The organism is Streptomyces sp. NPDC047974 (assembly GCF_040653375.1).
In the GTDB taxonomy this organism is placed as follows: domain Bacteria; phylum Actinomycetota; class Actinomycetes; order Streptomycetales; family Streptomycetaceae; genus Streptomyces.
In genome coordinates this window covers 80,459-102,400 of record NZ_JBEZNU010000007.1, presented here as the reverse complement: position 1 = coordinate 102,400, position 21,942 = coordinate 80,459, and the positions used below count along the sequence as shown (strand labels likewise).

Here is a 21,942-nt window from a genome sequence, read left to right as displayed (position 1 = left end):
CACGGCGTCCCGGTCGCCCCGCAGGAGCCCGTCGCCACCGCCCACGGCTACGAGCCCGGCATCCTCGACACCGGCGCCCACGAGGCCGCCGGCCGCGACTCCGGCCCCGTCGACCTCGGCGGCGTCCGCGTGCCGCCGCCGGCCGCCCCGCAGCCCGCCCCCGCGCGCCGCCCGCTCCACATGGGCCCGCCGGTCCCGGACACCGCCACCGGCGGCGTGGTGCGCTCGCTCGCCGACCGCGGCCCGGCCGCGCCGGTGCCCGCCGCCCCGCCGGCCCCGGCGCCCGTCCCGGAGCCGCTCGTGGCCACCGGCCCCGCGCCCGTGCCCGTACGCACCCCGGGGCCGCCCACCACCGGGCCCGAGTACTTCGAGATCGCGCAGGACCGGCAGACGGCGCCGCAGGGCGCCGAGCCGTGGGCCGCGCAGCCGCAGGAGCCCCCGGCGCCCGCCGAGGCCGTCCCCGCAGAAACGGTCGTTCCGCCGAGCGGCCTGTTCGTCCAGGTCGAGGGCAGCGTCCCGACCGCCGAGCAGCCGGCCCCGACCCCGCCGGCCGGGACCCTGATCCCCGAGCAGGAGGCCGTCGCGCCCGAGGCAGGGGTCCCCGTGGCCCCCGAGGCCGTCGTCCCCGCGCCCCGCGAGCCCGAGGCCGCCGCCGAGGAGCCCGTGGCGGAGGAGCCGGTGGCCGAGGAGCCGGTGGCCGAGGAGCCCGCCGAGGCGCCCGTGGCCGAGGTCGTGGAGGTCGCCGCGCCCGCCGACGTACCGGCGGAGAACGCGCCGGAGGCCCCGGCCGAGGAGATCGCGGCCGAGGAGCTCGCGGCCGAGGTGGCTCCGGCCGCCGAGCAGCCCGTGGAGCCGGTGGAGCCGATCGCCGAGCCGGTGGCCGAGGCCGAGGCCGTCGCCGTCGCCGTCGAGGAGCCCGTGGTCGCCGAGCAGGCGGCCGAGCCCGTGCCCGCCGCGGTCGAGGAGCCCGCCGCCGAGGAGCCCGTCGTCGTGGCGGCCCCCGTCGAGGTCGTCGCCGAGGCCGTCGCCGAGCCCGCCCCCGAAGCCGAGCCGCAGCCCCAGGCCGCGCCCGAGGTCGAGGGCGAGGCCGTAGCCGCCGAGCAGACCTCTGCGGAGCAGCCCCTCTCTGCGGAGCAGCCCCAGGCCGAGCAGGTCCCGGCCGAGCAGACCCCCGCCGAGGCGTTCGCCGACGCCGCCGCCGAGGTGCCCGCCGAGGCCCCCGTCGTCGCCGTGGCCGAGGAGATCCCGGTCGTCGCCGAGGACGCCCCCGAGGACCGGGCGCAGACCGAGGCCGAGGCCGGGACCGAGGCCGAGGACGCCGACGAGCAGGGGGAGCCGCGTCCCGCCGCCCCCGGCTACGACGAGGCCGAGCGCGAGGCGGTCCTGCGCGTGATGCGCGAGCGCCGCGACATCCGCAACGGCTTCCGCTCCGACCCGATCCCGCACGAGGTGCTGCTCCGCGTCCTGGAGGCCGCCCACACGGCCCCCAGCGTCGGCCACTCGCAGCCCTGGGACTTCGTCGTCATCCGGTCCGCCGAGACCCGGCAGACCATGCACGAGCTGGCCCAGCGCCAGCGCGAGGCCTACGCCAAGTCGCTGCCGAAGGCCCGCGCGAAGCAGTTCAAGGAACTGAAGATCGAGGCCATCCTCGACACCCCGGTCAACATCGTGGTGACCGCCGACCCCACCCGGGGCGGCCGGCACACCCTCGGCCGCTACACGCAGCCGCAGATGGCCCCGTACTCCTCGGCCCTCGCCGTCGAGAACCTCTGGCTCGCCGCCCGCGCCGAGGGCCTCGGCGTCGGCTGGGTCAGCTTCTTCGACGAGCGCGAGATGGTCCGCGCCCTCGGCCTCCCCGACCACCTGGAGGTCGTCGCGTACCTCTGCGTCGGCTACGTCGACGAGTTCCCGGACGAGCCCGAGCTGATGCAGGCCGGCTGGGCCAAGCGCCGCCCGCTCTCCTGGGTCGTCCACGAGGAGACGTACGGCCGCCGCGCCCTGCCCGGCGAGGAGCCGCACGACCTGCTCCAGGAGACCGTCGCCGCCATCCGCCCGCTGGACGCCAAGGCGCTCGGCGAGGCGTGGGAGCGGCAGAAGCGGATGACCAAGCCGGCCGGCGCGCTGGGCATGCTGGAGATCATCTCCGCGCAGCTCTGCGGCCTCTCCCGGGTCTGCCCGCCGCCGATCCCGGAGCCCGCCGCCGTCGCGATCTTCGCCGGCGACCACGGCGTGCACGCCCAGGGCGTCACCCCCTGGCCGCAGGAGGTCACCGGCCAGATGGTGGCCAACTTCCTCGGCGGGGGAGCGGTCTGCAACGCCTTCGCGAACCAGGTCGGCGCCGAGGTCTGCGTCATCGACGTGGGCGTCGCGAGCGAGCTGCCCGCCACCCCCGGCCTGCTGCCCCGCAAGGTCCGCGCCGGGTCCGGCGACTTCACCACCGGCCTGGCGATGACCCGCGAGGAGACGATCGCGGCGATCGAGGTCGGCATCGAGACCGCCCGTGACCTCGTCGCGGCGGGGAACAAGGCGCTCCTCACCGGCGAGATGGGCATCGCGAACACCACCGCGTCCGCCGCCCTCATCTCCGTCTTCACCGGTGTCGACCCGGCCGAGGTCACCGGCCGCGGCACGGGCATCAACGACGAGACCCACGCCCGCAAGGTCGACGTGGTCCGCCGCGCCCTCGACCTGCACAAGCCGGACCCGCAGGACCCGATCGGCGTCCTGTCGCAGATCGGCGGCCTGGAGCACGCCGCCCTCGTCGGCTTCATCCTGGGCGCCTCCTCGCTGCGCACCCCGGTGATCCTCGACGGCGTCTCCACCGGCGCGGCCGCCCTGGTCGCCCGCGCCATCGCCCCCGAGTCGCTGGCCGCCTGCATCGCGGGCCACCGCAGCGCCGAGCCCGGCCACGTGGCCGCGCTCAACAAGCTGGGCCTGCGCCCGCTGGTCGACCTGGACCTCCGCCTCGGCGAGGGCACCGGCGCCCTGCTGGCCCTGCCGCTGGTGCAGAGCGCGGCCCGCGCCATGCACGAGGTCGCGACCTTCGACTCCGCGGGCGTCACGGAGAAGTAGTCCGTACGGCCCCGGTGCCGCCGCCCCGACCACGGGGGACGGCGACACCGGGGCCGCCCCATGTCCCCCTCCGCGCCCCGTCCGGCGCAGCCCCGCGCCGGTCCGAGGGACGAGGGTCACAAGGTGCCCACGCCACGTCACCGATATCGTGTGCACCGGGCCTCCCGCCCGCCCCACCAGCCGCTTCACCGCCGCAGCGGCCCCCCAGGGCCTGCCTGACAGGCCCGAGCCCCGTCCGAGGAGCCGCCCGCACATGGCCCAGCACGTCGAGCCCGCCGAGCACCCCGCCTACCCCGTCGGCCTCCGCCTCGCCGGCCGGCGCGTCGTCGTCCTCGGCGGCGGCACGGTCGCCCAGCGCCGCCTGCCCGCCCTGATCGCCGCCGGCGCCGACATCACCCTGATCTCCCCCTCCGCCACCCCCTCCGTGGAGGCCATGGCCGAGGCCGGCGAGATCACCTGGGTGCGCCGCCGCTACGAGGCCGGCGACCTGGCCGAGGCCTGGTACGCGCTCGTCGCCACCACCGACCCGGCCGCCAACGCCGCCGCCTCCGCCGAGGCCGAGCGCGCCCGGGTCTGGTGCGTCCGCTCCGACGACGCCGAGGCCGCCACCGCCTGGACCCCGGCCACCGGCCGCGGCGCCGGCGTCACCGTCGCGGTCCTCACCGGCCACGACCCGCGCCGCTCGGCCGCCGTCCGCGACGCCGTCCTGGAAGGCCTGCGCGACGGCTCCCTCGCCGCGCCCGCGCAGCGTGCCCGTACGCCCTTCGTGGCCCTCGTCGGCGGCGGCCCCGGCGACCCCGACCTCATCACCGTCCGCGGGCGCCGGCTGCTCGCCGAGGCCGACGTCGTCATCGCCGACCGGCTCGGCCCCCGCGACCTCCTGGACGAACTGCCGCCGCACGTCGAGGTGATCGACGCGGCGAAGATCCCGTACGGGCGCTTCATGGCCCAGGAGGCCATCAACAACGCGCTGATCGAGCACGCCAAGGCGGGGAAGTCCGTCGTCCGCCTCAAGGGCGGCGACCCCTTCGTCTTCGGCCGGGGCATGGAGGAGGCTCAGGCGCTCGCCGCCGAGGGCATCGCCTGCACCGTCGTGCCCGGCATCTCCAGCTCCATCTCGGTCCCCGGCGCCGCCGGCATCCCGGTCACCCACCGGGGCGTCGCCCACGAGTTCACCGTGGTCAGCGGGCACGTCGCCCCGGACGACCCGCGCTCGCTCGTCGACTGGGCCTCGCTCGCCAAGCTCACCGGCACCCTGGTGATCCTCATGGGCGTCGACAAGATAGGGAAGATCGCCGAGGCGCTCGTCGCCCACGGCAAGGCCCCCGACACCCCGCTCGCCCTCGTCCAGGAGGGCACCACCGCGACCCAGCGCCGGGTCGACGCCACCCTCGCGACGGTCGCCGAGGTCGTGAAGGCCGAGGAGGTCCGTCCGCCGGCCGTCATCGTCATCGGCCCGGTCGTCGCGGAGGGCCCCGACAAGCTCACCCGCTGACGCGACCACCCACCCACCCGGCCGGGACGGGCGGCGGCCGCCGCCCGTCCCGCGCATTGGCACCACACCCCGGACAAGGCAGTATCACCCCGTGGCCGAAATCATCACGATCACCGACGCCGACGACCCCCGCCTCCACGACTACACCGGCCTGACCGACGTCGAGCTGCGCCGTCGGCGCGAGCCCGCCGAGGGCCTGTTCATCGCCGAGGGCGAGAAGGTCATCCGCCGCGCCAAGCAGGCCGGTTACGAGATGCGGTCGATGCTGCTCTCCGCCAAGTGGGTCGACGTCATGCGCGACGTCATCGACGAGGTCCCCGCCCCGGTGTACGCGATCCAGCCCGACCTCGCCGAGCGCGTCACCGGCTACCACGTGCACCGCGGCGCCCTCGCCTCCATGCAGCGCAAGCCGCTCCCCGAGCCCGCCGAACTCCTCGCGGGCGCCCGCCGGGTGGCCGTCATGGAGGCGGTCAACGACCACACCAACATCGGCGCCATCTTCCGCAGCGCCGCCGCCCTCGGGATGGACGCCGTCCTGCTCTCCCCGGACTGCGCCGACCCGCTCTACCGCCGCTCGGTGAAGGTCTCCATGGGCGCGGTCTTCTCCGTCCCGTACGCCCGACTGGACACCTGGCCGCGCGGTCTGGAGGCGGTGCGGGAGGCGGGCTTCAAGCTCCTCGCCCTCACCCCGGCCGAGAAGGCCACCGCCATGGACGAGGCCGCCCCGCACCGCCTCGACCGGGTCGCCCTGATGCTCGGCGCGGAGGGCGACGGCCTCTCCACCCAGGCGCTGCGCGCCGCCGACGAGTGGGTCCGCATCCCGATGGCCCACGGCGTCGACTCCCTCAACGTGGGCGCGGCCGCGGCCGTCGCCTTCTACGCGGTCACGGCCGGCCGCCCCGAGGCGTAGGCCGCCCCGGGTCAGCCCTGGAGGGCCTGGGCGGCGGCGATGCCCAGCGCCACCAGGAGGGTCACCACCACGAAGACCACGAGCCGCTGGCGCAGCAGCCGGGGGTTGGCCGGGCGGCGGCCGGTGGACGTGGTCCGCGCCCCCGGACGGGTCCCGGGCCGCGACTGCGGGTTGCGGGAGCCGCCGGTGCGCGGAGCCGCCGAGGGACGCGAGGACGGTGCGGCGCCGCGCCCCCGGGCCGCGGCGCGTTCCGGCTCGCGGCCCGGCGCGTCGCGCTCCGTGTACCGCTCGGTGGGCCGCAGCGTGCCGCGCTCCTCCATCCGCTCGCGCGGGGCCGGCGGCCGTGCGGACGGCAGGCCCTGCGCCTCGCGGGCCGCGATCTCCTTGAGCCGCATCGACAGCTGGAGCGTGCTGGGCCGGTCCTCCGGGTCCTTCGCCAGACAGGCCCGGATCAGCGGCGCGAGCGCGTCCGGCACCCCCTGGAGCTGGGCCTCCTCGTGGACCACGCGGTAGAGCATGACCTCGGAACTGCCGTGCCCGAAGGGGGAGTCGCCCATCGAGGCGTACGCGAGGGTGGCGCCGAGCGAGAAGACGTCCGTCGCCGGGGTGACGGCCGCGCCCCGCACCTGCTCGGGCGCGAGGAAGCCGGGGGAGCCGACCGCCGTGCCGACGTGCGTGAGGGTGCTGGCCCCGGTGGCCCAGGCGATCCCGAAGTCGATGATGCGGGGGCCCTTGGGGGAGAGCAGGATGTTCGACGGCTTCAGGTCCCGGTGCACGACCCCGGCCTCGTGGACGGCGACCAGGCCCTCCGACAGGGCGGCGCCGATGGAGGCCACGTCGGCGGCCCGCAGCGGACCCTCCTCGGCGACCCGGTCGTGCAGCGAGGGCCCGGGCACGTACTGGGTGGCGAACCAGGGACGGTCGGCGTCCAGGTCGGCGGCGACGAGCCGGGCGGTGCAGCCGCCACGGATCCGCCGGGCCGCCGACACCTCACGGGCGAACCGCGAGCGGAACTCCTGGTCCTCGGCGAGGTCCGGGCGGATCACCTTCAGCGCCACCCGCTGCCCGCGCCGGTCGGAGCCGAGGTACACGACCCCCATCCCTCCGGCGCCGAGTCTGCGGTGGAGCCTGAACGCCCCGACGATCCGCGGGTCCTCGCGCCGGAGCCGCATCATCGCCATGTCCGTCCCCTCGTCCGTTCGACGTGGCACAGCTTACGTAGTGGCGCCCCCGCGCGCTCATAGGCCGCGCCCTCCCACCGGCTTCGATTGTCAGTGCTGAGGGGGACGACGGCCCCGTGCCGCACCGACTCTCCCCGCCAACACCCCTTGCCGTCCAGCCCACTTGACAACGGCCCCGGACAACTCCCGTCGCCCCGCGCCGGGTACCTCCGCCCGGGTCGGCGCACCCCGGCGCATCCCGCCCGCCCTCGGACGTGACCCAAGTCACGCGGGGGCGCGTCCCCTCCGGGAAGACCCCCACCCGCGCGCCCCCGTCTCCACCCAGGGGAGTACGCCGGGGGGAGCGGCGTCATCCTCGCGTAGGCCCGCAAGCCGGTACGCGGGCATGACGCCCCGGGCGGCCCCGCTCCCTACTGTTGAGGTCATGCGGTGGGCGCGACTCTCGTCCCCCGAGGAACACGCGCCCACCGCACCGAGAACCGGCAAGAGAAGCGACAGGAGAGGACCATGGCCCACACGGCACACCGGCCGACCACCCGCCCCGCGGGACGCCGTCACCCCCTGGTGGCCACCGCCATGGTCCTCCCCCTCGCGGCCCTGCTCGTGGTCGTCTTCGGCGGCTGGGAAGCGGTGGTCACACAGGCGTCGTCCGTGGGCGTGATGCTGGGGCGCTGAGCGGCGCCCCGGACCCGGGAGAGCGGCCCGGGTCGGGGACATCGGCCGACAGCCCCGTGGGGACGGGGGTGCGGCGGACGACAGCGCAGGGGCCGGTCGGCCGGGGAGCCGACCGGCCCCTCCGCGTGTCCGGACCCGGGCGCCCGCCCGGTGCCTGCCGCCCGGCTCCGCCGCGTACGCTCGCCGGATGGAGTTCGTGGAGAGCGGCGGTGACGTGCTGGGGGCGCTGGCCCTGATCGCGCGGGGGGCCGTGCACGGCGGGGAGCGGTGCGGGTGCGATCCGGAGGCGGTCCGGGTGCTCGCGGACCGCGAGGACGGGGCCGTCGTACGGCACGGCGGGATCGTCGCCAAGGCGCACGCCCCCGGCACGGAGGACGGTCCGCACGCGCTGCGGGTCGCGCTCGCCGGCGACCCCGCCCTCGGCGGGATCCTCCTGCCGCCGGTCCCGGGGCCCAGGACCGAGCGGGTCGCGGGACGGCCGGTGACGGTGTGGCCGTACGGGCCTCCGGTCGATCCCGGCGACCCCGACGCGGCGCCCTGGGAGGACGCGGCCCGGCTGCTCGCCCTGCTCCACCGCACCCCGCCCCCGCCCGGCCCGCTGCCCGCGATGCGGGCTCCCGCGAAGGCGGCGCTCGCCGTCGGGCGGATGCTCCGCGCGGCGCCGGACCACCCGGCGACCGCCACCGTCCTCGCGGCCTGGCGGACCGTCACCGACTCCATGGGCGAGGGCGACACCGGGGGCACGCGCGTGTCCCTGTGCCACGGCGACTTCCACCTCGGCCAGCTCGTCCGGGACCTCCGCGGCGAGTGGCGCCTCATCGACGTCGACGACGCCGGGCTCGGCGACCCCGCCTGGGACCTGGCCCGCCCCGCCGCCTGGTTCGCCGCCGGGCTGCTCCCCGCGGAGGTGTGGGCGCGGTTCCTCGGCGCCTACGAGGCGGCCGGCGGCCCGGCCACCGGGCCGGACCCGTGGGCGCGCCTCGACCTGCCCGCCCGGGCCCTGACCGTGCAGACCGCGGCGCTCGCGCTCGCCAAGGCGGCGGTGGAGGGCCGCGCGCTCGACGAGGTCGAGGGCGTGATGATCGACACCTGCGCCAGGATCCCGGTTGCCCGAACCGTCCCGGGCTCCGCCGCGTCCTCATAAGCTGAAGCAGTCATACGAACGGCAACGGCAGGGGAGTTGAGCCGAGCATGCAGTGTCCCAAGTGTCACGCGGCGATGCACACGTACAACCGCAACGGCGTCCAGATCGAGCAGTGCAGCGGCTGCCGCGGGATCTTCCTGGACTACGGCGAGCTGGAGGCCCTGACCCGCCTGGAGTCGCAGTGGCAGGCCCCGCCGGCCCCGCCCGCCGGCTACCCGGCCCAGCCCGCCCCCGCCGCCCCCGCCTGGGGCGCCCCGCACGGAGGCCACCACGGCGGTCACTACCGTCAGCGCGGCTTCGGCCGGATGCTCTTCTCCTCCTGAGCCGTCCGCGTCCTTCCGGCCCCCGGGTCCGCCCTGCGGATCCGGGGGCCGGCGCGCGCCCCCGCCCGCACGACGACGAAGCCCCCGGCCGCGAACCGCGGCCGGGGGCTTCGTCTTTCTGTGCGCGATACTGGGATTGAACCAGTGACCTCTTCCGTGTCAGGGAAGCGCTCTCCCGCTGAGCTAATCGCGCGGGACGCACCCGAAGGTGCAGGAGATGTGGTGCGCGATACTGGGATTGAACCAGTGACCTCTTCCGTGTCAGGGAAGCGCTCTCCCGCTGAGCTAATCGCGCGGGACGCACCCGAAGGTGCAGGTGAAGTGGTGCGCGATACTGGGATTGAACCAGTGACCTCTTCCGTGTCAGGGAAGCGCTCTCCCGCTGAGCTAATCGCGCGGGGATCCGAAGATCAGGACCCGAAGATCCAGTGGACGATACTGGGATTGAACCAGTGACCTCTTCCGTGTCAGGGAAGCGCTCTCCCGCTGAGCTAATCGTCCTTGGAGGTGGAGACGGGATTTGAACCCGTGTAGACGGCTTTGCAGGCCGTTGCCTCGCCTCTCGGCCACTCCACCAGGAGTGATAACGGGGGTTCGGGAAGATCCCCCACATCGAGCGGACGACGAGATTCGAACTCGCGACCCTCACCTTGGCAAGGTGATGCTCTACCAACTGAGCCACGTCCGCTTGTCGTTTCCGGTCCGCTTGCGCGTCCCGGCGACGTGTTGAACTCTAGCGGATTCCTGGGCCAGTACAAAAACGCGTTTCCGCAGCGTGCTGACCTGCACGCCCTTCGGCGCGCCCGGCGGCGGCTCCCGGAGGGTTCGAACGGTGTTCACCCGCCGTGTCCCCCGGGTCGCGCGGAGCCCCGCTCCCCGCGCACCCCGTGCCCCGGGGGCGGCTCGACCTAGACTCGATGCGTGTACGACCTACCTCCCCTGGCCCGCTTCGGCGGCCTCGTCGCGACCGACCTGCGGGACGTCACCCATGATCCCGAGGCGCTCGACTCCACCGGCTTCTGGGCCGTCTGCGCCGACTTCGAGGGCCGGCTCACCTGCGCCCGCTTCGGAGACGTCCGCAGGGCGCCGGTGCCCGCCGCCGTCCCCGGCGCGTGGATCGGCCCCGGACCGGGCGACTGGACGTCGTCGCTCGACCGCGCCGCGTACACCGCGGGCGTACGCGCGGTGCGCGAGCACATAGCGCGCGGCGAGGTCTACCAGGCGAACCTCTGCCGGGTGATGACCGCGCCGCTCCCCGATCCGTCCGCCGCCGACGTGGACGCCCTCACCGCGCTGCTCGCGGCCGGCAACCCCGCCCCGTACGCCGGGACGATCCGGCTGCCCGCGCACGGCGTGGAGATCGCCACCGCCTCGCCCGAGCTGTATCTGCGGCGCGACGGCGGCCGGGTCTCCTCCGGGCCCATCAAGGGCACCGGCAGGACCGCCGCCGACCTGCTCCCCAAGGACCACGCCGAGAACGTGATGATCGTGGACCTGGTCCGCAACGACCTCGGCCGCGTCTGCGAGACCGGCTCCGTCGCCGTCCCCGCCCTCTGCGACATCGAGGAGCACCCCGGCCTGGTCCACCTCGTCTCCACCGTCAGCGGTGTCCTGCGCGAGGACGCCGGCTGGCCCGAGCTGCTCGCCGCCACCTTCCCGCCCGGCTCCGTCACCGGCGCCCCCAAGTCCTCCGCGCTGCGGATCATCGAGGCGCTGGAGACCGCGCCCCGGGGGCCGTACTGCGGCGGCATCGGCTGGGTGGACGCGGACGGCGGCCACGGCGAGCTGGCCGTCGGCATCCGCACCTTCTGGATCGACCGGCCGTTCGGCGTGCTGCGCTTCGGCACCGGCGCCGGCATCACCTGGGGCTCCGACCCCGAGCGGGAGTGGGAGGAGACCGAGCTGAAGGCGGCCCGGCTGGTCGCGATAGCGTCGGGCGCCTACGAGTCAGGCGCCCGGGACGGCGAGGTCCCAGGAGCGAGCGGAAAGGCCATCTCTCGATGAAAATCTGGGTCAACGGCGGGCTGCACGACGAGGAGACCGCCCGGGTCTCCGTCCTGGACCACGGACTGACCGTCGGCGACGGCATCTTCGAGACGGTCAAGGCCGAGCGCGGCGAAACGTTTGCTCTCACCCTCCACCTGGAGCGGCTCACCCGCTCCGCCCGCGGCCTCGGCCTGCCCGACCCGGACCTCGACGAGGTCCGCCGGGCCTGCGCCGCCGTCCTCGCGGCCAACCCGATGGAGCTCGGCCGGCTGCGGATCACGTACACCGGCGGACTCTCCCCGCTCGGCTCGGAGCGCGGCGACGCCGGCACGAGCCTCGTCGTCGCCGTCGGCGGGACCTCCCGCCGCCCCGACACCACCGCCGTGGTCACCGTGCCCTGGACCCGCAACGAGCGCGGCGCCCTCACGGGCCTGAAGACCACCTCGTACGCGGAGAACGTCGTCGCCCTGGCCCGGGCCAAGGAGGCCGGCGCCACCGAGGCCCTCTTCGCCAACACCGTCGGCCGGCTCTGCGAGGGCACCGGCTCCAACGTCTTCGTCGTGCTCGACGGCCGGATCCACACGCCGCCCGTCTCCTCCGGCTGCCTCGCCGGCATCACCCGCGCGCTGGCCGTCGAGTGGATCGGTGCCGTCGAGACCGACCTGCCGTTCGACGTCCTGGAGACCGCGGAGGAGGTCTTCCTCACCTCCACGCTGCGCGACGTCCAGGCCGTGCACCGCGTCGACGGCCGCGAACTCGCCGCCGCCCCCGGACCGGTGACCGCCAAGGCCATGCGGATCTTCGAGGAGCGGGCCGCCGCCGACCGGGACCCGAAGCTCGGCTGAAATCCGGATGACGGGGCCTTCCCGGATGGGTAGAACACCCCTGATGACCACCACCCTGCGGCCGACCGAGCCGCTCCAGCACTCCGCCGACGGCGGCCGTTCCCGCGTCTACGACATCTGCGTGAACAGCCGCCGGGTCGGTTCCGTCCGCGTCGCCACCGATCCCGGCTTCGGAGCCGGGTCGGGGAGGGTCGACCGCCTGTGGGTCGAGGAGCCGGACCGCGGCCGGGGGCGGGGGACGGTGGCGGCGCTCGCCGCCGAGGAGGTGCTGCGCGGCTGGGGCTGCTCGGACGTCCGGATATCCATGCCCGCGGACGCGACCGCCGCCCTCGGCCTGGCCCGCGCGCTCGGCTACGCCGAGCTCAGCCGGAACATGCTGAAGGAGCTCGCGGACCCGTCGCCCGCGTTGCCGTCCGGCGTCGAGGTGCGGCCGATGACCGAGGACGAGTTCACCGCCTGGCAGGCCACGGCCAAGGAGTCCTTCGCGCGGAGCTGGGTCGACCGGGGCGTGCCCGAGGACCAGGCCAACGCCAAGGCGGAGGCCAGCCACCGCGAGCTGCTGCCCCAGGGGCTCGCCAGCCCCGGCACGGCGTTCCACGTGGCCCTCGCCGACGGCCGGGTCGTCGGCAACGTGTGGACCGGGGTGCGCGAGCTGGAGCCCGGCGTCAGCGCCGCGTACGTCTACGACGTCAAGGTCGCGGCGGAGCGGCGCGGCCGGGGGTACGGCCGGGCGCTGATGCTGCTGGCCGAGCGCGTGGCGCGGGAGGCCGGGGAGCACCGGCTCGGACTGCACGTCTTCGCGGGCAACACCCCGGCGATCCGCCTGTACGAGTCGCTCGGCTACCGCACGACCCACGTCAACAGTGCCAAGCGGCTGCTCTGAGACCCGCCGCCGGGGTCAGCCGGCCAGCAGGCGGTCGGCGATCTCCTCGATCCGGGCGCGCAGCCCGTCCTGGCTCTGGCCGCCGTCGAGGCGCTCCCCGCCGATGACGTAGGTCGGGGTGCCGCTGATCTTGAGGGCCTGGCCCTCGGCCTGGTCGGCGTCGACCGTGAGCAGGTGCCGGCCGTCGATCAGCGCCGTGTCGAACTCCTCGGCGTCCAGGCCGAGTCCGGCCGCCACCTCCATCAGCACCGGCTCGCCCCGGTCGGCGAGCTCGGCGGTCCTGGCGAGCAGCGCCTCCACGTAGGCCCAGCCCTGTCCCTGGTCGGTCGCCTCCTCGGCGGCCTGGGCGGCGGCGTAGGCGTGCTTGTTCTTCGTGAGCGGGAAGTGGCGCAGCTGGATGTCGAGCCGGTCGCCGTAGGCCGCGCGCAGCGCGGCGACGTCGTCGAGGGCCCGGAAGCAGTCGGGGCACTGGAGGTCGAACCAGGCCTCCAGGACGACGGGGGAGGGGGCGGTGGTGGAGTCTGTCATGGACGGCAGTCTTCCAGCAGGTCGGCGCGGGTCCCGCATCGGCACGGCACCGGGACCTGAGGAGGAGATCCCGCCCGGGACGACCCGGAGATCTCCCTGAGACCGGCCCGGGGGCGTGGCCTCCGGCGGGTGGACCGGTGCAGGATGGAAGGGACGTAATCACCCGGGACCTGGAGGATCGCATGCTGGCCGAGACCATCTTCTCCGCGGTGTCCGCGGCGGGCCTGGGCATCGCCGCGATCACGGCGTACCGGAAGAAGTACCTGAGCGCGGCACGGATCGCCGGCTGGTCGCTCGTGCCGCTCGGCCTGGTGATGACCGGCGCCGTCGAGTGGGCCTTCGACACCGTCTTCAGCCCGGTCGCCTGGGTCGGCTTCGGCGTGCTCGGCGCGGCCTGGCTGCTCCTGCTGACGACCCGGGGCGTGGAGCGCCGCCGGGGTGGCCGGAAGGCGGCGGGCGGGGGAGCGCGGCCCGAGGCGGTCGCCCCCGGCGCCTCGTCCCCGGCCTCCGCCACCGCGTCGGGCCGTGAGGCCCTGGCCCGTCCCGCGTCGGGCACGCCCGCCCGTGGTGGGGAGGCCGAGGACTTCAGCGACATCGAGGCGATTCTGAAGAAGCACGGAATCTGACCGCTTCTGGCCGTTGCCTGCCGGGCCGCGACCGGGCGGTGCTCCGGAGATCCACGGGAAGGGATGAACCGCCCCGCCCAGGGGCGGATTCCGGCCTTCCCGGGGGCCGTGGTGCGCGATCATCCCCCCGAGATGCTCGATACCTCGCGGGAACCCGCCCCCGCCTCCGCCGAGTCCGTGCCCGCCGCCGATCCGCCGGTCGACGAGCCGAGGGGCTGTCTCTACGCGCTGTCGCAGCCGCCGCTGATGATCTTCCTGACGGTGATCGGGGCCCTGCTCCTGATGGCGGCCCTGCACGACCTCTACGTGCTCTGAGGCGTCAGCCGGCGGCTTCCTTGCGGCGGGCCCGGTAGGCGGCGACGTGCAGCCGGTTGCCGCAGGTGCGGCTGTCGCAGTAACGGCGGGAGCGGTTGCGGGAGAGGTCGACGAAGGCCCGGCCGCAGTCCGGGGCCTCGCAGCGGCGCAGCCGCTCGCGCTCGCCCGAGACCACGATGAAGGCGAGCGCCATCCCGCAGTCGGCGGCCAGGTGGTCGGCGACCGACGCGCCCGGCGCGAAGTAGTGCACGTGCCAGTCGTAGCCGTCGTGGTCGGTGAGCTGGGGGGTGGTGCCCGCGGCGGCGACCAGCTGGTTGATCAGCGGGGCGGCGATCCTGGCGTCGGGGGCGGTGAAGACGGCGGCGAAGCGGTCCCGCACGTCGCGGACGGCCCGCAGGTCCTCGGCGTCCAGGTCGCCCACGTCGCTGATCCGGTGCTCGCGGACGAACACGCCGAGCGCTTCGAGGTCCGCGAGCGTGTCCTCGCGGTCGCCCTGGGCGGCGGTGTTCATGAGATCGACGACGGTGTCGAGGGCGATCCGGGTGTCGTGGGGAATGAGCACGCTTCGCTCCCTGGCCGGCCGCGGGCGGGCGCCCGTGGAATGCCGTCGACTCTAGCGCGCCCCGGAAAAGCGCGACGGCGCCCTCGCCGCGCCGGCTGCGCGGTGAGGACGCCGGAGGTCGAGCGGATGCGACCGCCCGCGCGGCGCCGTCGCCCCGAGTCGGACGGCGCCGTGCGGTCTATGGCCTGGCTCAGCTGTCGGCCAGGATGTGGGACAGCTCCGTATCGAGGTCGAAGTGCCGGTGCTCGGTGCCCGGTGGCACCGCGGCGTCGGTCCGCTTGAGGAACGATTCCAGGGCCCGCGCGGGGGCCTCCAGCAGGGCCTCGCCCTCGGGCGAGCTCAACGCGATGCAGACGACTCCCTGGCCGTGACTACGGGAAGGCCAGACCCGGACGTCGCCCGTGCCGGTGGGCCGGTGCAGCCCCTCGGCGAGAAGGTCGCGGGCGAAGACCCACTCGACCGTCTCCTCGGCTCCGGTGTGGAAGGTGGCGTGCACGGCGTACGGATCCGCCGTGTCATACCGCAGGCCCGCGGGTACAGGCAGTGAGGACTCGCTCGACACAACGAGGCGCAGGTGCAGCTCGCAGCTCACCACGGTGTTCATAAGCGCCAGGGCCTTTCGCTCAGTGTGCGCTCGGGGATTCGCACGTCGGCGAAATCGACATGCCACCTCCGGTGCCGTTGTAAACCCCTCTGTCGGTTTTGTGATCGTTCAGGTAGCTCGTCTGGCGGTATGTAACTTTGGGTAATACCGCCATACCGGTGGGGCTGGTGAGTCGGGTAAATTGGCATCATGAATGCGGAGAGTGACGAGCGAGCCCCCGAATCCCAGCCCGCCGAGCAGGCCGAACTGGGATCCCGCGCACCGGAGTTCATCAAGGCCCGCCGCGGCCTCCACCTGAGCTGGCAGGTCGGCGTCTTCATCGTCGGACTCGCCGTGATCGTGGCCGGCATCCTGATGCTCGTCTTCCCCGGCCCCGGCTGGCTGGTCATCTTCGGCGGCATGGCGATCTGGGCCACCGAGTTCGTCTGGGCGCAGATCGTCCTGCGCTGGACCAAGCGCAAGGTCACCGAGGCCGCCCAGCGCGCCCTCGACCCCAAGGTCAGGCGCCGCAACATCACCCTCACCGTCATCGGCCTGGTCGTCATCGCCGCGCTGCTCGGCTGGTATCTCTGGAAGTTCGGCCTCGTCATGCCCTGGAAGATCGACGAGTGACCCGAGGGTGGTTCGGAAGCCCCGCTGACATGCGGTAATGTTTGCGGTGCGCCGGGGCGATTAGCTCAGCGGGAGAGCACTTCGTTCACACCGAAGGGGTCACTGGTTCGATCCCAGTATCGCCCACCCCGGTCCGAGGGTCCGGAGACGACATCGTCTCCGGGCCCTCGGCGCGTCCGGCCCCGGATCACCGCATCCGGGCCAGCCGCTCCCGCATCCTCCGCGCCTCCCGCAGCCGCCGCTCGTACGTGGCCCCCACCGCGAGCAGCAGCAGCCCGGCCGCCGCCGGCGGCAACCACCGCGGCAGCGCGCCGACCAGCTGCACCACGTACGGCGCCAGCTCGTGCACCGCCACCAGGGCGAGCGCCGCCCCGCCGAGGACCAGCGGCGCCTGGAGCCGGGACCGCGCCCCGAGCAGCGTCACCGCGAGCGCGCCCGTCCCCAGGAGCAGCGGCCGCAGCCCGTACGGGTCCGACCAGACCGCCATCAGACTCGGCACCAGCGTCGCCGCGAGGCCGGGGCCGTACGCGACCCAGGACGAGGCCTCCGGGTCCCGGCGCCGCCGCAGGAGGCCCACCACCAGCGCCGGCACCGTTACCGGCAGCGTGTACGCCTCCGGGACCGTCACGCCCCACACCCCGAGCCGCAGCCAGGCCGCGGCCAGGAAGAGCGCGCCCGCCGTCCACGAGGCCGCCCGCCGCCGCTCCGCCCGCAGCGCCGTCGCCGCCGCGATCACCCCGCCCAGCGCCAGCGCCAGGGCGAGCACCACCGGACGCGGCGCCGTGAGGGCCACCGCCAGGACGCCCACGGCCACCCCCGACAGCTCCGCCGCGCGCGACCGGAACCGGGCGGCCAGGACCGCCGTGCCCGCCGGGACGAGCAGCAGCACCAGGCCCGTCGTGGCCGCCGTGAGCCCCGCCGCCGCGGCCCCCGCTCCCACCAGGCCCGCCGCCGTGAGGACCCCGGCCGCGGCCGCCGCCCCCCGGACCGCCCCGGTGCCCCGCCAGGCCGCCGCCGCGAACAACCCGAGCAGCACGCCGAGCACCGCGAAGGTCGCACCCCGCGCGTCCAGCGCGAGCAGCGCCGCCGAACCCGCCGTCGCCAGACCGGCCACGAGACCCGTCCACGCCGCCAGGACGTCCGGACGCACCGGCGCCACCGGCGCCCCGGCCGTCCAGGACGCCCCCCAGCCGCCCTCGGGGTGCCCCGAGGGGCCCGCCGGGGCCTTCGGGGCGGACTCCGGCAGACCGCGGGCCGGAGGCCCCGGCCGCACCGCGACCGCGAGCGCCCCCGCCACCGCCACGAGCCGGACCGCGAGCCCCGCCGCGTACGGCAGCTCGAAGACCACCGGCAGCGCCATCAGCAGCGCCCACCCCAGGACCAGCGCACCCCACCGGCCCCACGGCCGTCCCGCCGCCGCCCCCGCGCCGAGCAGCAGCACCAGTGCCGCCGTCGCCGGGTAGCCGAACACCGGCGCGGCGTGGTCCCCGGACCAGACGCCCGCACCCCGGGCCGCGGGACCCAGCAGACCGCCGAGCACCGGCGGCAGCGCCCACAGCACCCCGAGCGCGGCGACCCCGCCCCCGGCGACCCCGAACCCGGCACGTACCGGAGCCGGGAGCCACGCCGCCCGCACCAGGCGCCACAGCACCGCCGGAACCAGACCGCAGACCGTGTACACCGGCACCGCCCACTCCCAGGGCAGCGCGGCCCGCGCCGGCCCGCCCACGGCCGCCACCGCCGCGAGCCCGGCCACCGCCGCGAGGACCGACGCCGCCGGACGCGCCGCCCGCACCGCGTACAGGCACAGCGCGGCGCAGGCCAGCAGGAGCGGAGCACCCGTCCACGGGTCCGTCAGCGAGAGCCAGCCGCCGGTCGTCAGCGCCCAGGTCCCCAGCAGCCCCGCCGCCGCCCCGGCCGTCACCCGCACCGAGAGCCCCACCGGGCGCCCGAGCAGCAGCAGATCGCCCGCGACCGTCAGCAGCACCGCCCACGCCACCGTCGCGGGACCGCCTCCGGCCGCCGCCGCGCCCAGCGGCAGCGGCAGCTGCGCCGCGGCCACCGCCGCGGGGAACGGCAGCCGCAGCCCCCGCAGCACCCCGCCGTACCCGGCCCACATCCCCGCGAGGACCGCGGCGGCGCCCGCCGCGTACCCGAGCCCGTCCGTCTCCGGCAACGCCACCCGGTGCAGGGCGTACGCGTCCAGGACCGTCAGCGCGAGGCCCAGCGCGCCCACCGCCTCCGCCGTCGACGCCAGCCCCCGGCGCAGCAGCACCGCGGGCGCCGCCAGCGCCGCCGAGGTCACCACGAGCAGCACCGCCGAACGCCCCGCGATGCCCATCGAACCCCAGCTCACCAGCGTGAACGCGAGCGCGGCGACCGCGAGCAGCGTCCCGCCCAGCGTCAGCAGCACGTTCTGCGCACCGCGCGGCGAGGTCTCCGCCGCCCGCGGCGCCCCCGGGAACGCCCGGGCCGCGGGCGGCCCGGCGGGGGAGTGCAGCACGCCGAGCAGCCACACCCGCCGGGCCAGCAACTCCGCGCGGCGCGCGTCGAGTCGGGCCAGCTCGACGTCGAGGCGCCGCAACTCCTCGACCGGAGGCAGGTTCATGTCCATGCCCGGAGTGTCGCGCCGCGCCCCCGCCCGGGGAATGCGCGCTGCTACTCAGATCCGGCCCGAGTACCCACACTGGACCCATGGACTGGTGCCGGTACCGCTTCCGCAGCGTCTGGCGGCTCGCCGCCCCGCCCGACCGGGTCTACGCCGCCCTCGCCCGCGCCGAGGACTACCCCCTCTGGTGGCCGCAGGTCCGCGCCGTCGTCCCCCGCGACGACACCAGCGGCACCGCCCGCTTCCGCTCCCTGCTCCCGTACGACATCGAGGTCACCGCCCGCGCCCTCCGCCATGACCCCCGGTCCCGCGTCCTGGAGGTCCGGCTCGACGGCGACCTGGAGGGCTGGGCCCGCTGGACCCTCACCGCCGACGGGGCCGGCACCCACGCCCTCTACGAGCAGGAGGTCGAGGTCCGCGCCCGGCTGCTGCGCCTCCTCGCCGTCCCCGGCCGCCCCTTCTTCCGCGCCAACCACGCCCTGATGATGCGCGGAGGACGGCGCGGGCTCGCCGCGCGCCTGCGCTCCGAACGCATGCTCCGGTGAGCGCTCCCGTGAACGCCCCGAACGAATTTGGAGCCCGGCCCGGAAGCCCTGTATGGTTCAACCCGTTCCCGGGCGATTAGCTCAGCGGGAGAGCACTTCGTTCACACCGAAGGGGTCACTGGTTCGATCCCAGTATCGCCCACCGGGAGAGGCCGGTCCGTCATCACGACGGACCGGCCTCAGCCGTTTCCGGCACCGCTCACGCCGCCTTCCGCAGCTCCGGACGGAGCGGCCACGCGGGATCCACCAGCTCCGGCGTCCCCTGCCGGGTGAACCACGCCTGGAGGCCCCGCGCCTGCGCCGCGTGCCACACCGCCTGGAGCGTGTGCAGCTCCGCCGGGGACAGCCGTTCCAGACGGGACGCGAAGCGCCGCCCCACCGCCCGCACCACCTGGAGCGCGGCCGTGGCGTCCGCCGCCGCGTCGTGCGCTCCCTCGAGGTCCACCTCGTAGTGCGCGCACAGGTCCGTCAGCGTCCGGCGGCCCTTGCGGTACCGGTCCAGATGCTTGTCGAGGACCCGCGGATCGAGCACGCACAGCGAGGTGTGCTCCAGGTACCGGCCCAGCGTCGACGCCCGATGGCGCCTCAACTCCCGGTCCAGGATGGTGAGGTCGAACGGCGCGTTCATCACCACCAGCGGCCTTCCCGCCGCGTTCTGCTCGGCCAGGGCGCGCCCCAGCTCCTCCATCACCGGCGACGGCCACCGGCCGTTGCGCTGGAGGTGGTCGTCCGTCAGCCCGTGCACCGCCGTGGCCCCTTCCGGGACCGGAACCCCCGGATTGACCAGCCAGCGGGTCACCCGGGGCCGTGCCCCGGCCGCGTCCTGGACGACGAGAGCGGCGGACACGATCCGGTCCTGCTCGACGTCCACTCCGGTGGTCTCCGTGTCGAAAGCGGCCAGGGGCCCTTCGTACCAGTTCGTCGTCATACCCGAACTCCTCGCACCCGCGCGGCAGATGGCCAACCCCCTGCCCCGAAGCGGTGATACCCGCCCTGTTTGCGGCGTACGCGGACCGGTCACAACACTGGTGACGGGGAAGGACGTTCACATGTCGGTCGCCAAGCCCGAGTCGGGAGGGCTGCCGCCCCAGCGGGCGGCCCCGGCACGCGGCTCACTCGCCACCACCGCCTGCATGGAGACCCTCCAGGTGGGATACCTGCACGCCGTCGCCGCCGCGGCGGGCTGCTCGCTCGCGCAGCCCTTCCCGGACAACGGCGTCGACTGGCACGTGAGCCACGGCTCGCCCGGACACACCGTCGACGACGAGGTCACCATCAAGGTGCAGCTGAAGTGCACCTACCAACTGCCACCGCACCCGACGGGGAGCACCTTCCCCTTCACCCTCGACAACGACCACCTGGTGAAGCTCGCCCGGACACCCGTGGCGGTGCACAAGATCCTGGTCGTCATGATCGTCCCGAGAGACCCGGAGGACTGGCTGCGAGCGAGCCACGACCGGCTCGACCTGAGGCACTGCTGCTACTGGATGAACCTGGCCGGACACCCGGTCACCGGACGCCGCCGGACCACCGTGCGCGTCCCCACGGCGCGGATCTTCGACGACCGGGCGCTCTGCGAGATCATGACCCGGGTCGGCCGGGGAGGGAGACCTTGATGCACCGACCGATCGACGACTCCGGATACGGGACGGGGGACGGGTACGGGACCGGGGACGGGTCGGGCGGCGGGTACCGGGCGGGCGACCGGGGCGCACCCGGACCCGTCCCGTCGCCGTACCGGCCCCACCCCGTCCCGGCCGCCGACCCCGCCGGCTCCTGGTCCTCCCCGGGCGACGGCGTCCCCGACCCCGGCCGGGTCGACCCGCGCGTCCTCGGCGCCCTCCTCGCCCGCCACGGCTGGCAGCGCCGCGGCGGGGCCGCCGGCCGCTACGGCCGCTGGACCCCGCCCGGCGGGCAGCCGAGCGGCGGCACCAGCCTCCTCGTCCCCGACAGCCTCGCCTTCCCCGACTGCGAGGACCTCATCGGCGAGGCCCTCACCGCCCTCGCCCGCAGCGCGGCCCCCTCCGCCCGCGAGGTCCTGACCGGCCTCGCCGTCCCCAGCGACGAGGTCCGCTGGTGGCGCGAGGTGCCCCCGGGCCCGGCCGGCACCGTGCCCTGGCCCGCACAGGAGAAGTTCCGCGCCGCCGCCCGCGGGATCCTCCTCGCCGGGGCCCTCGCCGTGCGCGGCCGCGCCGGCTACCACGGCTCCCGGCACCGCTCCGCCGCCCGGGCCGCCCTCGAACCCGTCGTCGTCGGCACCGACCCCGGCGGCCGGGTCCTCACCGCCTTCCTGCCCGTCCCGCCCGGCCGGCCCGTCGCGGTCCGGCTCTACCACGCGCTGCACGCCGCCCGCGAGGCCGTCGACTACCAGCGCGCCACCGGAGGCATGGAGGCCTTCGACTCCGCCGTCGAGGCCGGCGTCAGCCGCGAGCTCACCGAGGCGCTCGTCGCCCTCGTCCGGGGGACCGAAGGCGCCCGCATCGCCCTCGAATGGGCCCCGGCCGCCGGCGTCCCCGAGGGCTGCGCCGCCCGCCCCGAACCCGTCGAGTTCTCCCCCGGCGACCTGCCCGCGCTGCGCGAGGCGAGCGCCCGCTACCTCACCGACGAGCCCTCCGTCCCGGTGCGGATCACCGGCGCCGTCGTCCGGCTGCGCCGCTCGGGACCGCGCGGCGAGGGCACGGTCAAGCTCCGGGTGCTCGGCGGCGCGGAGGTCGGCCACGTCCGCGTCGCGCTCGACGAGGAGGCGTACCGCACCGCGGGCCACGCCCACCTCGTGGGCCTCCCGATCCGGGTCGTCGGCCGGCTGGAGAGCCGCGGCGGCTTCCGCCGCCTCACCCAGGCCTCCGGCGTCGTCCCGGTGCAGGTGGACGAGGCGGAGCGGGACCGGCTGATGAAATCGCTGCAGGGGACCGTCGAGGACGGGGCCTTCTTCGAGGAGGAGGGCGGGCCGGAGGAGGACCGGTGAGCGGGGCGCGGGCGGGCCCGTAAGATCGAGGGGACGCGGCACCTCGTCTCTGCCGCGCGCCGC

At 75.5% G+C, this 21,942-nt stretch carries 21 protein-coding genes and 8 tRNA genes; 17 read left to right on the top strand and 12 right to left on the bottom strand.

Translation table 11 applies throughout. The features are described 5' to 3' along the window. The 3 genes from cobT to AB0E19_RS12690 all read left to right on the top strand — a co-directional run. The coding region (gene cobT, locus AB0E19_RS12700) for a nicotinate-nucleotide--dimethylbenzimidazole phosphoribosyltransferase (RefSeq protein WP_362177578.1) at nt 1–3,072 on the top strand (3,072 nt) is incomplete at its 5' end. A 253-nt stretch (nt 3,073–3,325) separates the two neighbouring features. Then, a complete protein-coding gene (gene cobA / locus AB0E19_RS12695; protein WP_362177575.1) occupies nt 3,326–4,567 on the top strand; it encodes a uroporphyrinogen-III C-methyltransferase in 1,242 nt (413 codons plus the stop codon). Nucleotides 4,568–4,658: 91 nt separating this feature from the next. Continuing rightward, a complete protein-coding gene (locus tag AB0E19_RS12690) occupies nt 4,659–5,477 on the top strand; it encodes an RNA methyltransferase (protein ID WP_359163814.1) in 819 nt (272 codons plus the stop codon). A gap of 11 nt (nt 5,478–5,488) precedes the next feature. On the opposite strand, the gene AB0E19_RS12685 is transcribed toward AB0E19_RS12690, so the two are convergent. After that, nucleotides 5,489–6,658, bottom strand: a complete 1,170-nt coding sequence (locus tag AB0E19_RS12685) for a serine/threonine-protein kinase (RefSeq protein ID WP_362178062.1) — start codon at nt 6,656–6,658, stop codon at nt 5,489–5,491. Between the two features lie 507 nt (nt 6,659–7,165). Here AB0E19_RS12685 and AB0E19_RS12680 point away from each other — a divergent pair. From AB0E19_RS12680 to AB0E19_RS12670, 3 genes are all read left to right on the top strand, one after another. After that, a complete protein-coding gene (locus AB0E19_RS12680) occupies nt 7,166–7,333 on the top strand; it encodes a hypothetical protein (protein WP_189849773.1) in 168 nt (55 codons plus the stop codon). 187 nt (nt 7,334–7,520) lie between these two features. Beyond that, complete coding sequence (locus AB0E19_RS12675) at nt 7,521–8,477, top strand: aminoglycoside phosphotransferase family protein (protein WP_362177570.1); 957 nt, start codon at nt 7,521–7,523, stop codon at nt 8,475–8,477. Between the two features lie 47 nt (nt 8,478–8,524). After that, nucleotides 8,525–8,800: a zf-TFIIB domain-containing protein gene (locus tag AB0E19_RS12670; protein WP_362177567.1), complete on the top strand. Its 276-nt coding sequence runs from the start codon at nt 8,525–8,527 to the stop codon at nt 8,798–8,800. 121 nt (nt 8,801–8,921) lie between these two features. Here AB0E19_RS12670 and AB0E19_RS12665 read toward each other — a convergent pair. The 6 genes from AB0E19_RS12665 to AB0E19_RS12640 form a co-directional block, all read right to left on the bottom strand. Next, nucleotides 8,922–8,993: transfer RNA gene (locus AB0E19_RS12665), tRNA-Val, on the bottom strand. 27 nt (nt 8,994–9,020) lie between these two features. Continuing rightward, a tRNA-Val gene (locus AB0E19_RS12660) sits at nt 9,021–9,095 on the bottom strand. Between the two features lie 27 nt (nt 9,096–9,122). Continuing rightward, nucleotides 9,123–9,197, bottom strand: a tRNA-Val gene (locus tag AB0E19_RS12655). A gap of 32 nt (nt 9,198–9,229) precedes the next feature. Continuing rightward, nucleotides 9,230–9,301: transfer RNA gene (locus AB0E19_RS12650), tRNA-Val, on the bottom strand. A 1-nt stretch (nt 9,302) separates the two neighbouring features. Then, nucleotides 9,303–9,376 (bottom strand) — tRNA-Cys (locus AB0E19_RS12645). A gap of 39 nt (nt 9,377–9,415) precedes the next feature. Further along, nucleotides 9,416–9,488, bottom strand: a tRNA-Gly gene (locus AB0E19_RS12640). 233 nt (nt 9,489–9,721) lie between these two features. Between AB0E19_RS12640 and AB0E19_RS12635 the strand changes: the two genes are divergently transcribed. Genes AB0E19_RS12635 through AB0E19_RS12625 form a run of 3 tightly spaced genes read left to right on the top strand, consistent with a single transcriptional unit; the run spans nt 9,722 to nt 12,514 of the window. Next, nucleotides 9,722–10,804 (top strand): chorismate-binding protein, encoded by a 1,083-nt coding sequence (locus AB0E19_RS12635; RefSeq protein ID WP_362177564.1) that lies wholly within the window; start codon nt 9,722–9,724, stop codon nt 10,802–10,804. Next, complete coding sequence (locus AB0E19_RS12630) at nt 10,801–11,631, top strand: aminodeoxychorismate lyase (protein ID WP_362177561.1); 831 nt, start codon at nt 10,801–10,803, stop codon at nt 11,629–11,631. The genes AB0E19_RS12635 and AB0E19_RS12630 overlap by 4 nt, the downstream gene beginning before the upstream one ends. A gap of 43 nt (nt 11,632–11,674) precedes the next feature. After that, nucleotides 11,675–12,514: a GNAT family N-acetyltransferase gene (locus AB0E19_RS12625; protein ID WP_362177558.1), complete on the top strand. Its 840-nt coding sequence runs from the start codon at nt 11,675–11,677 to the stop codon at nt 12,512–12,514. 15 nt (nt 12,515–12,529) lie between these two features. Here the strand turns inward: AB0E19_RS12625 and AB0E19_RS12620 are convergent, their stop codons facing one another. Then, nucleotides 12,530–13,042 (bottom strand): DsbA family protein, encoded by a 513-nt coding sequence (locus tag AB0E19_RS12620; protein WP_362177555.1) that lies wholly within the window; start codon nt 13,040–13,042, stop codon nt 12,530–12,532. A 182-nt stretch (nt 13,043–13,224) separates the two neighbouring features. On the opposite strand from AB0E19_RS12620, the gene AB0E19_RS12615 reads away from it, so the two are divergent. Continuing rightward, entirely contained in the window at nt 13,225–13,668 is a 444-nt protein-coding gene (locus AB0E19_RS12615; protein ID WP_362177552.1) for a hypothetical protein, read from the top strand. A 132-nt stretch (nt 13,669–13,800) separates the two neighbouring features. Continuing rightward, the gene (locus AB0E19_RS12610) at nt 13,801–13,983 is read left to right on the top strand and encodes a hypothetical protein (RefSeq protein WP_362177549.1); all 183 of its coding nucleotides are present in this window, start codon (nt 13,801–13,803) and stop codon (nt 13,981–13,983) included. A gap of 4 nt (nt 13,984–13,987) precedes the next feature. Here AB0E19_RS12610 and AB0E19_RS12605 read toward each other — a convergent pair whose 3' ends face one another. Continuing rightward, on the bottom strand, nt 13,988–14,545 hold the full coding sequence (locus AB0E19_RS12605; protein ID WP_362177546.1) for a CGNR zinc finger domain-containing protein: 558 nt from the start codon (nt 14,543–14,545) through the stop codon (nt 13,988–13,990). A 190-nt stretch (nt 14,546–14,735) separates the two neighbouring features. Then, nucleotides 14,736–15,149 carry an SsgA family sporulation/cell division regulator gene (locus AB0E19_RS12600; protein ID WP_030493555.1) on the bottom strand — a complete coding sequence of 138 codons (414 nt, stop codon included), beginning with the start codon at nt 15,147–15,149 and terminating at the stop codon, nt 14,736–14,738. A gap of 189 nt (nt 15,150–15,338) precedes the next feature. Between AB0E19_RS12600 and AB0E19_RS12595 the strand changes: the two genes are divergently transcribed. Continuing rightward, nucleotides 15,339–15,761 (top strand): TIGR02611 family protein, encoded by a 423-nt coding sequence (locus tag AB0E19_RS12595; protein WP_362177541.1) that lies wholly within the window; start codon nt 15,339–15,341, stop codon nt 15,759–15,761. 54 nt (nt 15,762–15,815) lie between these two features. Further along, a tRNA-Val gene (locus AB0E19_RS12590) sits at nt 15,816–15,887 on the top strand. Nucleotides 15,888–15,948: 61 nt separating this feature from the next. Here the strand turns inward: AB0E19_RS12590 and AB0E19_RS12585 are convergent. Then, the gene (locus AB0E19_RS12585; RefSeq protein WP_362177538.1) at nt 15,949–18,375 is read right to left on the bottom strand and encodes a hypothetical protein; all 2,427 of its coding nucleotides are present in this window, start codon (nt 18,373–18,375) and stop codon (nt 15,949–15,951) included. Nucleotides 18,376–18,455: 80 nt separating this feature from the next. Between AB0E19_RS12585 and AB0E19_RS12580 the strand changes: the two genes are divergently transcribed. Continuing rightward, complete coding sequence (locus AB0E19_RS12580; protein WP_362177535.1) at nt 18,456–18,914, top strand: SRPBCC family protein; 459 nt, start codon at nt 18,456–18,458, stop codon at nt 18,912–18,914. A 70-nt stretch (nt 18,915–18,984) separates the two neighbouring features. Further along, a tRNA-Val gene (locus tag AB0E19_RS12575) sits at nt 18,985–19,056 on the top strand. Between the two features lie 57 nt (nt 19,057–19,113). Here the strand turns inward: AB0E19_RS12575 and AB0E19_RS12570 are convergent. Beyond that, nucleotides 19,114–19,842 (bottom strand): 3'-5' exonuclease, encoded by a 729-nt coding sequence (locus AB0E19_RS12570; protein WP_362177532.1) that lies wholly within the window; start codon nt 19,840–19,842, stop codon nt 19,114–19,116. A gap of 121 nt (nt 19,843–19,963) precedes the next feature. Between AB0E19_RS12570 and AB0E19_RS12565 the strand changes: the two genes are divergently transcribed. Then, entirely contained in the window at nt 19,964–20,530 is a 567-nt protein-coding gene (locus tag AB0E19_RS12565) for a DUF4365 domain-containing protein (protein WP_362177529.1), read from the top strand. Continuing rightward, nucleotides 20,530–21,879: a hypothetical protein gene (locus AB0E19_RS12560; protein WP_362177525.1), complete on the top strand. Its 1,350-nt coding sequence runs from the start codon at nt 20,530–20,532 to the stop codon at nt 21,877–21,879. Before AB0E19_RS12565 ends, AB0E19_RS12560 begins: the two co-directional genes overlap by 1 nt. Nucleotides 21,880–21,942: the final 63 nt, after the last annotated feature.

What these genes read in the sequence shown, in the direction of transcription:
- AB0E19_RS12560 (WP_362177525.1), top strand. Translation starts at nt 20,530, where the DNA reads ATGCACCGACCGATCGACGACTCCGGATACGGGACGGGGGACGGGTAC.
- AB0E19_RS12630 (WP_362177561.1), top strand. Translation starts at nt 10,801, where the DNA reads ATGAAAATCTGGGTCAACGGCGGGCTGCACGACGAGGAGACCGCCCGG.
- AB0E19_RS12600 (WP_030493555.1), bottom strand. Translation starts at nt 15,149, where the DNA reads ATGAACACCGTGGTGAGCTGCGAGCTGCACCTGCGCCTCGTTGTGTCG.
- cobA (WP_362177575.1), top strand. Translation starts at nt 3,326, where the DNA reads ATGGCCCAGCACGTCGAGCCCGCCGAGCACCCCGCCTACCCCGTCGGC.
- AB0E19_RS12675 (WP_362177570.1), top strand. Translation starts at nt 7,521, where the DNA reads ATGGAGTTCGTGGAGAGCGGCGGTGACGTGCTGGGGGCGCTGGCCCTG.
- AB0E19_RS12670 (WP_362177567.1), top strand. Translation starts at nt 8,525, where the DNA reads ATGCAGTGTCCCAAGTGTCACGCGGCGATGCACACGTACAACCGCAAC.
- AB0E19_RS12620 (WP_362177555.1), bottom strand. Translation starts at nt 13,042, where the DNA reads ATGACAGACTCCACCACCGCCCCCTCCCCCGTCGTCCTGGAGGCCTGG.
- AB0E19_RS12585 (WP_362177538.1), bottom strand. Translation starts at nt 18,375, where the DNA reads ATGGACATGAACCTGCCTCCGGTCGAGGAGTTGCGGCGCCTCGACGTC.
- AB0E19_RS12685 (WP_362178062.1), bottom strand. Translation starts at nt 6,658, where the DNA reads ATGGCGATGATGCGGCTCCGGCGCGAGGACCCGCGGATCGTCGGGGCG.
- AB0E19_RS12615 (WP_362177552.1), top strand. Translation starts at nt 13,225, where the DNA reads ATGCTGGCCGAGACCATCTTCTCCGCGGTGTCCGCGGCGGGCCTGGGC.
- AB0E19_RS12595 (WP_362177541.1), top strand. Translation starts at nt 15,339, where the DNA reads ATGAATGCGGAGAGTGACGAGCGAGCCCCCGAATCCCAGCCCGCCGAG.
- AB0E19_RS12565 (WP_362177529.1), top strand. Translation starts at nt 19,964, where the DNA reads ATGTCGGTCGCCAAGCCCGAGTCGGGAGGGCTGCCGCCCCAGCGGGCG.
- AB0E19_RS12680 (WP_189849773.1), top strand. Translation starts at nt 7,166, where the DNA reads ATGGCCCACACGGCACACCGGCCGACCACCCGCCCCGCGGGACGCCGT.
- AB0E19_RS12625 (WP_362177558.1), top strand. Translation starts at nt 11,675, where the DNA reads ATGACCACCACCCTGCGGCCGACCGAGCCGCTCCAGCACTCCGCCGAC.
- AB0E19_RS12580 (WP_362177535.1), top strand. Translation starts at nt 18,456, where the DNA reads ATGGACTGGTGCCGGTACCGCTTCCGCAGCGTCTGGCGGCTCGCCGCC.
- AB0E19_RS12570 (WP_362177532.1), bottom strand. Translation starts at nt 19,842, where the DNA reads ATGACGACGAACTGGTACGAAGGGCCCCTGGCCGCTTTCGACACGGAG.
- AB0E19_RS12610 (WP_362177549.1), top strand. Translation starts at nt 13,801, where the DNA reads ATGCTCGATACCTCGCGGGAACCCGCCCCCGCCTCCGCCGAGTCCGTG.